Annotated in this window: 9 protein-coding genes; 8 read left to right on the top strand and 1 reads right to left on the bottom strand. The window is 63.1% G+C overall.

The window, feature by feature from the left end; all coding sequences use genetic code 11:
- Positions 1 to 57: 57 nt before the first annotated feature.
- From narI to GGR30_RS09965, 7 genes are read left to right on the top strand one after another with little or no spacing between them, the layout of a single operon-like run.
- On the top strand, positions 58 to 777 hold the full coding sequence (gene narI, locus GGR30_RS09995) for a respiratory nitrate reductase subunit gamma (RefSeq protein ID WP_183485680.1): 720 nt from the start codon (positions 58 to 60) through the stop codon (positions 775 to 777).
- 6 nt (positions 778 to 783) lie between these two features.
- Positions 784 to 1689 (top strand): peptidylprolyl isomerase, encoded by a 906-nt coding sequence (locus GGR30_RS09990; RefSeq protein WP_183485677.1) that lies wholly within the window; start codon positions 784 to 786, stop codon positions 1687 to 1689.
- 16 nt (positions 1690 to 1705) lie between these two features.
- The gene (locus GGR30_RS09985; RefSeq protein ID WP_183485673.1) at positions 1706 to 2269 is read left to right on the top strand and encodes a DUF2478 domain-containing protein; all 564 of its coding nucleotides are present in this window, start codon (positions 1706 to 1708) and stop codon (positions 2267 to 2269) included.
- On the top strand, positions 2259 to 3287 hold the full coding sequence (moaA, locus tag GGR30_RS09980) for a GTP 3',8-cyclase MoaA (protein WP_183485669.1): 1029 nt from the start codon (positions 2259 to 2261) through the stop codon (positions 3285 to 3287). The genes GGR30_RS09985 and moaA overlap by 11 nt, the downstream gene beginning before the upstream one ends.
- 1 nt (position 3288) lies before the next feature.
- The gene (gene mog, locus GGR30_RS09975; protein WP_183485666.1) at positions 3289 to 3810 is read left to right on the top strand and encodes a molybdopterin adenylyltransferase; all 522 of its coding nucleotides are present in this window, start codon (positions 3289 to 3291) and stop codon (positions 3808 to 3810) included.
- A gap of 29 nt (positions 3811 to 3839) precedes the next feature.
- On the top strand, positions 3840 to 4343 hold the full coding sequence (locus GGR30_RS09970) for a group III truncated hemoglobin (RefSeq protein ID WP_183485663.1): 504 nt from the start codon (positions 3840 to 3842) through the stop codon (positions 4341 to 4343).
- On the top strand, positions 4340 to 4630 hold the full coding sequence (locus GGR30_RS09965; RefSeq protein ID WP_183485660.1) for a DUF6522 family protein: 291 nt from the start codon (positions 4340 to 4342) through the stop codon (positions 4628 to 4630). Before GGR30_RS09970 ends, GGR30_RS09965 begins: the two co-directional genes overlap by 4 nt.
- Before the next feature lie 3 nt (positions 4631 to 4633).
- On the opposite strand, the gene GGR30_RS23660 is transcribed toward GGR30_RS09965, so the two are convergent.
- A complete protein-coding gene (locus tag GGR30_RS23660; RefSeq protein ID WP_183485657.1) occupies positions 4634 to 5161 on the bottom strand; it encodes a DUF488 family protein, N3 subclade in 528 nt (175 codons plus the stop codon).
- Positions 5162 to 5445: 284 nt separating this feature from the next.
- Between GGR30_RS23660 and GGR30_RS09955 the strand changes: the two genes are divergently transcribed.
- Positions 5446 to 9441, top strand: a complete 3996-nt coding sequence (locus tag GGR30_RS09955) for a bifunctional nitrate reductase/sulfite reductase flavoprotein subunit alpha (RefSeq protein ID WP_183485654.1) — start codon at positions 5446 to 5448, stop codon at positions 9439 to 9441.
- The last annotated feature ends 24 nt before the right edge of the window (positions 9442 to 9465 follow it).

Here is a 9465-nt window from a genome sequence, read left to right as displayed (position 1 = left end):
CGGCAGACCGCCAACCCGGCGATATCGCCGGCTCCGTTTCGAACTAGGAGACAGACCATGTCAGCCTATCTCAACACCCTCGTTTTCGGCATCTACCCCTATATCGCGCTCACGGTGCTGATCCTCGGGACCGTCATCCGCTATGATCGCGAGCCCTATTCCTGGCGCTCGGGCTCATCCCAGTTGCTGCGGCGCAAGCAACTCATCTGGGGATCGGTGCTGTTTCACGTCGGCGTGCTGGTCATTTTCGCCGGCCACGTTGTCGGCCTGTTGACGCCGATCTGGATTTTCGATGCGCTCGGCATCAGCCACGGGGCCAAGCAGTTTCTGGCCGTCGTCGCCGGGGGCATTGCCGGGGTGATGGGCATCGTCGGCGCGACGCTGCTGGTCCATCGCCGGCTGTTCGATGCGCGGGTGCGCGCCGCTTCCACCTTCAGCGACACGATGATCATCATCCTGCTCTGGCTGCAGCTTCTGCTCGGCCTCGGCACGATCCCGGTTTCGCTGCACCATCTCGATGGCCATGAAATGGTGAAATTCATGGGCTGGGCGCAGGGCATCTTCACCTTCAATTTCGCGGCTTCGTCCTACGTCGCCGATGCCGCGTGGATCTTCAAGGCGCATATTTTCCTGGGCCTGACCATATTGCTCGTCTTCCCCTTCACCCGGCTGGTGCACATGTTGAGCGTTCCGGTGCGCTACATCTGGCGGCCCGGCTATCAGGTCGCCCGGCAGAAGGGCGACGGGTCGCGCATCAACGGCAAACCGGCGGAGTAACGCGAAATGGTCAATCTTTTCACACCGCAACAGCCGAAAACGGCCGGCGCCGGACCCGAGCCCGGCAGCGGCTACCAGGCCGTCGACACGAAAATACCGCCGAAGGCGCGGCCGGTGTTTTCTCAAATCTCCGTCAATGGCATTGCGATTGCCGAAAGCACCATCCTCGCCGAGGCCCAGAATCACCCGGCCGACAATCCCGGCGCGGCGCTGAAGGCGGCGGCCGAAGCGCTCGTCATCCGTGAGCTGCTGCTGCAGAAGGCAGCCGAGCAGCAGGTGATCGGTACACCGGAGACAACCGCCGACGGTAGAAAGGAAACTGCCGAGGATGCGGCGATCCGGGCGCTGATCGAAGCATCGGTCGATGTGCCGTCGGCCGGTGATGCGGAATGTCGCCGGTTCTACGACAACAACCGGACCCGTTTCCGCTCGGAGCCGATCTTCGAGGCACGCCATATCCTGCTCGCCGCAGATCCGGCCGATGAGGCCGCCCGGCGGCAGGCGCGCGCCGAGGCCGAGCAGATGATTGCGGACCTTTCGGCTGGTGCCGTTCGTTTCGGTGAACTGGCGAAGGCGCGCTCGGCCTGCCCGTCGGCGGACCAGGGCGGCAATCTCGGCCAGCTTTCGCCGGGCAGCACGGTGCCGGAATTCGAGGCGGTGCTGATGCGGCTGCCGGAGGGCGAGATGGTCACCTCGCCGGTTGAAACCCGCTACGGTTTCCACATCATCCGCATGGATCGCCGGATCGAGGGCGCGCAATTGCCGTTCGATGCGGCTAAGCCGCGCATCGCCGCCTGGTTGGAGGCTGCGGCTTGGTCTAAGGCGGTTGCGCAGTTCATTGCGGTTCTGGCGGCGGAAGCCGAAATCGAGGGTATCGAGATCGCCGGCGCCGACGGGCCGCTGGTGCAGTAAGGCAAAGAGGTTTGTGATGGCGAATGCGGAAGGCGCGAGAGGCGAATGCAAGCCGCTGGGCTTCATCCCGTTCATACAGGATGATGCCGCTGATCGGACCCTGGAAGCGGTGGCGCGTCGGCTGCTTGCTAGGGGATACCGGGTCGAAGGTTTCGTTCAGCATGCCGAAAAGGACGAAGGCCAGTGCTGCGGCGCGGTCGATCTGGAAGACATCGCCACGGGCAAACGCTGGCAGATCATGCAGGCGCTCGGTGCCCATGCGCGCGGCTGCAGGCTGGACTTCAACGCGCTTTCCGAGGCCGCCGTTTTCGCCGAAGCGCGGATCAGGACACAACCAGACCTCCTCATTCTGAACCGTTTCGGCAAGGGGGAAGAGCAGGGCGGTGGGTTGCGCTCGGTTTTCGAGGCTGCCTTCGTGGCAGGCGTGCCGATCCTGACCTCGGTGAAGCAGCCCTATCTCGATGGTTGGCTGGCTTTTTCAGACGGGTTGTCCGAGCCCCTGCAGGCGGATGCCGAGGCCGTCCTGACGTGGAGTTGCAAGGCGATTGGCGAGGCAAGGCGGGTGCGCGATGCGGCATGAACGCACGATAAGAGAGGCCGTGCCGCGCCCGCTTGTCGACGGGTTCGGCCGGACGGCAAACTATCTCAGGCTGTCGGTCACCGACCGTTGCGACCTGCGCTGCACCTATTGCATGTCCGAGAACATGACATTTCAGCCGCGCCGTGAGATTCTCGACCTTGAGGAGCTCTATCGGCTGTCCCGCATCTTTATGGCGCGCGGGGTGCGCAAGATCAGGATCACCGGCGGAGAGCCGCTGGTGCGCAAGAACATCATGGCGCTGTTTGCCATGCTGGGCGCCCATCTTGAAACAGGCGAACTCGACGAGTTGACGCTGACGACGAATGGCACGCTGCTCGATCGCTATGCGGAGGCGCTTTTCGCCCATGGGGTGCGCCGGGTCAATGTCTCGCTCGACACGCTCGATCCCGGGCGCTACCAGGCAATCACCCGCTGGGGGCGGATCGAACGGGTCTTTGCCGGTCTGGAGGCAGCGCAGGCGGCGGGCCTGAAGGTCAAAATCAACGCGGTTGCCATGCGTGGCACCTTTGAAGAGGAAGTTGATGACCTGATCTGCTTTGCTCATGGCCGCGACATGGACCTGACCCTGATCGAGGAAATGCCGCTCGGCGAGGGTCGGCATGATCGTCGCGAGAGTTTTCTGTCCCTCTCCAAGCTTCGTTATACGCTTTCGAAGCGCTGGACATTTCAGCCGCTTGCCGTCAGCAGCGGTGGCCCGGCGCGCTATGTGCGGGTCGCCGAAACGGGCGGCCTGTTGGGCTTTATCACGCCGCTCTCCTGTGATTTCTGTGCCGCCTGCAATCGCCTGCGGGTCAGCGCTACCGGCGATCTTTATACCTGCATGGGCAATGAAGGCCGGATTGGCCTCAGGGATGCCCTGCGGGCAAGCGAAGATGATGGGCCGGTCGATGCACTGATTTCGCGCGCGGTGGCGATGAAGCCCGAGGGGCATGCCTTTTCGATTACGAATACCCACGTTGCCGGCATCGCACGGACAATGTCCGTGCTTGGAGGATGAAATGCTGATTGTTGCACTGACCATTTCGGATCGCGCCAGCCGGGGTGAATACGAAGATCAAAGCGGCGCGATGATCGAGACCTGGCTGGCCGAGACCATCACGTCAGACTATGTCCTGAACCGCGTCGTCATACCGGACGGGACGGACTCAGTGCGTGAAACGCTGACGGACCTGTGCGACAATGTGAAGGCGGACCTCATCCTGACCACCGGCGGCACGGGGCCGGCGCCGCGCGATGAGACGCCGGAAGCCATGCAGGCGATGATGGAGAAGGAATTGCCGGGCTTTGGTGAACTGATGCGGCGCATCAGCCTGGAACAGGCTCCGACGGCTATTCTCTCGCGCCAGACTGCCGGCGTGCGGGGAAAGAGCCTGATCGTCAATCTGCCAGGCCGCCCGGCGTCGATAAGGCTTTGCTTGAATGCGGTCTTCCCGGCGGTGCCCTATTGCCTCGACCTGATCGGCGCAGGCCGCATCGAGACGAACCCGGCACGGATCAAGGCACATCGCCCGCCGGGCTGAAACCGGGCATTCGTGAAGGAGAATCAGATATGAAAGGTCGATCCGCGCCGGAGCGTACCGTGATCATCGACGGCAAGCCTCTTCCGGAGGTTCTGGACGAAGCAATGATCGCCGCCGTGGTGCACGGCTTTTATGACCGTATCCGCGAGGATCATCTCCTCGGGCCGGTCTTCAACAGCCGGATCGCCGCCGATGACTGGCCGCGCCATCTCGGGCGGATGTGCGACTTCTGGTCGGCGACGCTGTTGCGCACGGCGCGCTATCAGGGCCGCCCGCTGCCGCCGCATCTTGCGATCCCCGACCTTGAAAGGCGGCATTTCGAGCGATGGCTGCAGCTCTTTGCCGAAACCGTTGACGCGATCTGCCCGAAGGAAGTGGCTTCGCTGTTTCTCGACAGGGCCATGCGGATTGCCCATTCCTTCCGTCTGGCGATCGGCTTTCATCGCGGCGAGGATACGACGGGATTGTGCCCGATCGGGCATGGCGATCTTGTCCGTCCCGCGGGTCAGGTGACAAACGGGGAGGGAGCATGACTGCTCAGGAAACCGGGGCGTTCATCGCGCGCACTGCAGATGGGCAGTTTGAAATCAGCGCGGAGAGGCTCGCCCATCGCTTTGGTCTCAGTGTCGACGATCTGCACGCGATGACAGCGCGCGGGCTGGTGCGGTCTTCGGTGGAGCAGGGAGATGGCGATGACGAGGGACACTGGCGCCTGTCATTCCGCATCGGCAATCGCCGCTGGCGCCTGACCGTGCGCGAGGATGGCCTGATCGAGGACGAAGAGTTCACCATCGTCACCTCCGGCGGGCGTTCGCTCTGAGCGCTATTTCGCGCGGTCGGTTTTCGGGCGCGAGGGCCGTTGGTCGGCTTCGCGATCAGCGGTTTCGCCGCTGGCGTCGCGGCTTTCCGTTCCCAGCCAGGAAGGGTCCAGTTCGTGCAGAAAGCAGGGCGGAGACGACACTTCTAGCGCGCCTTCGTCCGTCTGATCCACCTCGGCGTGGCGGCCGCTCTTTTCCGCGATGATGGCCGCGAGGACCCGCGCATGATTGATGCACTCGTCGCGCGCGGCATAGAGCAATGTCACGGCGCCCCGCCCGCTTTCAGCGCAAAGTTCGTCAAGCGTGGCGTTTTCCGCAAGTTCAGCGCGATAGCGCCTTTGAAACGCCTCCCACCGGTCTTCCCGGTGCGCGAACCATTTTCGCAGGTCGCTTGAGGGCGCGACCTCCCTTGCCCAGAGATCGACACGGGCCTTGTCCTTCGCAACGCCGCGCGGCCAGAGGCGGTCAACGAGAATGCGCAGACCATCGGAGGCGTCGGGTTCGTCATAGACTCGTTTGATCTTTACCGGCATCGCGCTGTTTCCTCCGTGTGATGTCCCGATGCTTCAGTCGGGCTTGAAAGTCGCCGCGTGTCGGACTATCGTTGATGCATCGATGTCCAATGGCGGGCATTCCATCGCAAAGCTGCGGATCTGAGAACCGTTTCCTCGAAGGAAGCGCTTCGAATGATGCCGCGGCTTTTTTGTTTTCATCCTAGACAGCGAGGAAAGCCGATGCCAGTCCGGCAAGTGATCCATTCTGCACGTCATCTCCGGTTCCCGTCAAACGTCGGCGCTCTGCAAGGCAGGGGGTGGCGATGGGCGTAGAAACGGTCAAGAGCGTCTGTCCCTATTGCGGCGTCGGCTGTGGCGTGGTGCTCGATGTCGAGGACGGGCGGATTGTCAGGCTCTCCGGCGACAAGGATCATCCGGCCAATCGCGGGCGGCTCTGCACCAAGGGCAAGACCGCGCATGAGGCTATCGCCGCGCCCGGTCGTCTCGAGACTGCGCTTGTCCGGGGCGAGGGCATTGCGCCGGAAGCCGTATCCGTCGATGCGGCGATCGCCGACACGGCCGGAAGGCTGCGCTCCATTGCCGATGAACACGGGCCGGACGCGGTCGCGCTATATGTCTCCGGCCAGATGTCGATGGAGGCGCAGTATCTCGCCAACAAGCTCGCCAAGGGATTTTTGCGCACCCGCCATATCGAGTCCAATTCACGTCTTTGCATGGCAAGCGCGGGTTCCGGCTACAAGCTCTCTCTGGGCGCGGACGCGCCGCCGGGATCCTATGACGACATCGAGAAGGCCGATCTGTTTCTGGTGATCGGCTCGAACATGGCCGACTGCCATCCGATCCTGTTTCTAAGGATGATGGACCGGGTCAAGCAGGGTGCGAAGCTGATCGTCGTTGATCCGCGCCGCACCGCCACGGCCGAGAAGGCCGATTTGTATCTCGCGCCGAAACCCGGGACCGATCTTGCGCTCCTCAACGGCATCCTGCACCTGATTGTCGAGGCCGGCGGCATCGATCAAGCCTTTATCGAGGCTCATACCGACGGCTGGGCCGATATGCGAGCCTTTCTCGCCGACTATGCGCCGGAACGCGTGGCAGCGATCACCGGCCTCTCCGTTGAGAGCATCAAGGCCGCCGCCGCGCTCGTGCTGTCCGCAGGCGAATTCATGACGCTGTGGACCATGGGGCTCAATCAGTCAGTCCAGGGCACGTTCAACACCAATGCGATCTGTAATCTGCATCTTGCAATGGGGAAGATCTGTCGGCCCGGCAGCGGGCCGTTCTCGCTGACCGGGCAGCCGAATGCCATGGGCGGGCGCGAGATGGGGTATATGGGGCCGGGCCTTCCGGGGCAGCGCTCGGCGCTGGTGGAGGCCGACCGCCGCTTTTGCGAGGCGCGCTGGGGCATCGCGCCCGGCACCATCCGTGCCAAGGAAGGAACCGGCACCATTGACATGTTCAGGGCGATGGCGGCGGGCGACATCAAGGCGGCCTGGATCATCTGCACCAATCCGGTCGCAAGCGTCGCCAATCGCAGTACGGTAACGGCCGCGCTAGAGAGCGCCGAATTCGTGGCGGTTCAGGATGCCTATGCCGAAACCGAGACCACGCCCTATGCCGATGTCCTCCTGCCGGCGGCGGTGTCGTTCGAAGCCGATGGCGTGATGGTCAATTCGGAACGCAACATGGCGCTGACGGCGGCCGCCGCGAAGCCGCCGGGCGAAGCGCTGCCGGACTGGCGGATCATCGCGAAGGTCGCCTGCGCCATGGGCTATGAGGACGCCTTCACCTATCACAGCGCGGCAGAGGTTTTTGACGAAATCCGGCAGTTTTCCAATCCTGCGACTGGTTACGACATTTCCGGCATCACGCATGAGCGCCTGCGCGAGCGCAGCATCCAGTGGCCGGCACCAGATGCCGGTGATGCCAGCCGTAACCCGATCCGCTACCGCGCGCCGGATAGAGGATTGAAATTCGCCACCGAAAGCGGCCGGGCGAAATTCTGGCCGCGCGCCCATGCCGGGCCGGGTGAAATTCCGGATGATGACTATCCCTTCATTCTCAATACCGGCAGGCTTCAGCACCAGTGGCACACCATGACCAAGACCGGCAAGGTTGCCCGGCTGAACAGGCTCAATTCCGCGCCGTTCGTCGAGATCAACCCGGCCGATGCGGCGGCGCTTGAGATCGGCGAGAATGACCGGGTCGCGCTGAGTTCACGCCACGGCGAGGCTGTTTTGCCGGCGCTGGTTACTGACAGGGTATCGCCCGGCGTTGTGTTCGCGCCCTTCCACTGGAATGATCTGTTCGGCGAGCAACTGGCGGTCAATGCCGTCACCGGCAATGCCGTCGATCCGATATCGCTCCAGCCGGAATTCAAGGTGACGGCGGTTTCGCCCGCACGCGTCGCGGCGGTGCCGGCCGATTCTGCTCTTCCGGAAACCGCGGCAATCGAGCGGCTGAGCCCGGCACTCGCAGCAGCCGGCGTCACGCTGGGCGTTGATGCCGAGACCCTGCCGAAACTGGATGAGACAGCGCGTCAATGGCTCGATGGTTTTCTTCTTGGTTTGAATACCGGGCAGTGGGAGGGACGCGCTGCGCCGGCGCTTCCGGCGGAGGCTCCGGTCCCGGCCGAAGCTAGGGCCATGGTGGAAGGCCTGCTGGCCGGTGTTTTTGCTACCGAAGCCAATTCGAGTGAGACAAAGGCGGGCCAGACAGTCGGCGTCTTCTACGCCTCTCAAACCGGCACCGCGGAAATGCTGGCTTCCGACGTTTGCGAAGCGCTCGGCGAGAAGGGGGTGAGCGCCGCCCCGCGCTCGCTCGAAAATGTCGGCATGGATGACCTTGAGACAGAGAATACCGCGATCTTCATCGTCAGCACCTTTGGTGATGGCGACCCCCCCGATCATGCGGCGGGCTTCTGGTCGGCGCTGTCAAAGGCGGGGCAGATCGAGGGGCTCTCCTATGCGGTGATCGCGCTTGGCGACAGTTCCTACGACCAGTTTTGCGGCTTCGGCCGGAAGCTCGACGCACGGCTTGAAAGTCTTGGCGCGCAACGCCTGTCTGACTGTCGTACGCTTGATGCCGGCGAGGAGGGAGACGCGGTCGCCGCGGCTTTGTCAGTGCTGTCCGGGGCAGAAGCCCATGAGCCGCCCCGGTCGAGCACAGCGGGGCTGTCGAAGGCAGCAAAGTCCCGGGAAGCCATCTCCGCACGGCTTGCCGTCAACCGGTTGCTGAGCGGAGAGGGCAGCGCCAAGGAGGTGCGCCAGTTCGGATTCCGCACGGACGGGCCAATGCCTTACGAGGCGGGTGATGCGCTCTCCATCATGCCCAGCAACTGTCCGGAACTGGTCGACGAGATCCTGTCCTATCTGCAGGTGCCGGTTGACCAGCCGATCTCCGGTCTCAACGGGCATGACATCGGCATTGGCGAGGCTTTGCGCGATCACTTCGAAATCGCTCGACCGACGCACGAATTCCTTACGTGGTGGGCTCAGTTCACTGGGCATGAAACGTTGCAGAGGCTGGTCGGCGAAGCCGACCGGAAAACCGTCAATGACTGGCTCTGGGGACGGCAGATCGCCGATATCCTGGCCATGGCGCCGAAGCCGGCCGACGGACAGGAATTCTGTGCGCATCTGAGAAAGCTCACGCCGCGGCTTTATTCCATCGCCTCGAGCCCGAAGGTCACGCCGGACGAAATCCATCTCACTGTCTCGGTGTTGCGTCATGCCCGCCACGGTCGCGCCCGCAAAGGCGTTGCCTCGTCCTTTCTCGCAGACAGGGCAGGTGCCGCTCCTGTCAGCGTCTCGGTGAAGAAACAGGCGCATTTCCGTCCGCCCGCCGACCCTGCCGCGCCTGCGATCATGGTTGGTCCAGGCACGGGCATTGCACCGTTTCGCGCTTTTCTGCAGGATCGCGAAGCGGAAGGCGCGAATGGCCCGAACTGGCTGTTCTTTGGAGAGCAGAATCGGAAAAGCGGGTTTTATTACCGCGATGAAATGGAGCGCTGGCAGAAAAGCGGCTTTCTCGGGCGGTTCGATGCGGCCTTTTCGCGAGACCAAGCGGAAAAGATCTATGTCCAGAACCGGATGGTCGAGCACGGACGCGAGCTCTGGGGGTGGCTGCAGGATGGCGCCTATTTCTATGTCTGCGGCGACGCCAGCCGGATGGCGAAAGATGTTGATGCCGCGCTCAAGGTCGTTGCCGAGACGCATGGCGGTCTATCGCGCGAGGCGGCCGAGCGCTACGTTGACATGCTCGCAAAGGAAAAACGCTATGTGCGTGACGTCTATTGAACGTTTGATGCGGAAGGTTCTGGC

Origin of the sequence: Martelella radicis (assembly GCF_014196625.1) — a bacterium.
GTDB classification, from domain to species: Bacteria; Pseudomonadota; Alphaproteobacteria; order Rhizobiales; family Rhizobiaceae; genus Martelella; species Martelella radicis.
The sequence above is the reverse complement of the archived record's forward strand: the minus strand, read 5'-3'. Positions and strand labels throughout refer to the sequence as shown.

What these genes read in the sequence shown, in the direction of transcription:
- narI (WP_183485680.1), top strand. Translation starts at nt 58, where the DNA reads ATGTCAGCCTATCTCAACACCCTCGTTTTCGGCATCTACCCCTATATC.
- GGR30_RS09990 (WP_183485677.1), top strand. Translation starts at nt 784, where the DNA reads ATGGTCAATCTTTTCACACCGCAACAGCCGAAAACGGCCGGCGCCGGA.
- GGR30_RS09985 (WP_183485673.1), top strand. Translation starts at nt 1,706, where the DNA reads ATGGCGAATGCGGAAGGCGCGAGAGGCGAATGCAAGCCGCTGGGCTTC.
- moaA (WP_183485669.1), top strand. Translation starts at nt 2,259, where the DNA reads ATGCGGCATGAACGCACGATAAGAGAGGCCGTGCCGCGCCCGCTTGTC.
- mog (WP_183485666.1), top strand. Translation starts at nt 3,289, where the DNA reads ATGCTGATTGTTGCACTGACCATTTCGGATCGCGCCAGCCGGGGTGAA.
- GGR30_RS09970 (WP_183485663.1), top strand. Translation starts at nt 3,840, where the DNA reads ATGAAAGGTCGATCCGCGCCGGAGCGTACCGTGATCATCGACGGCAAG.
- GGR30_RS09965 (WP_183485660.1), top strand. Translation starts at nt 4,340, where the DNA reads ATGACTGCTCAGGAAACCGGGGCGTTCATCGCGCGCACTGCAGATGGG.
- GGR30_RS23660 (WP_183485657.1), bottom strand. Translation starts at nt 5,161, where the DNA reads ATGCCGGTAAAGATCAAACGAGTCTATGACGAACCCGACGCCTCCGAT.
- GGR30_RS09955 (WP_183485654.1), top strand. Translation starts at nt 5,446, where the DNA reads ATGGGCGTAGAAACGGTCAAGAGCGTCTGTCCCTATTGCGGCGTCGGC.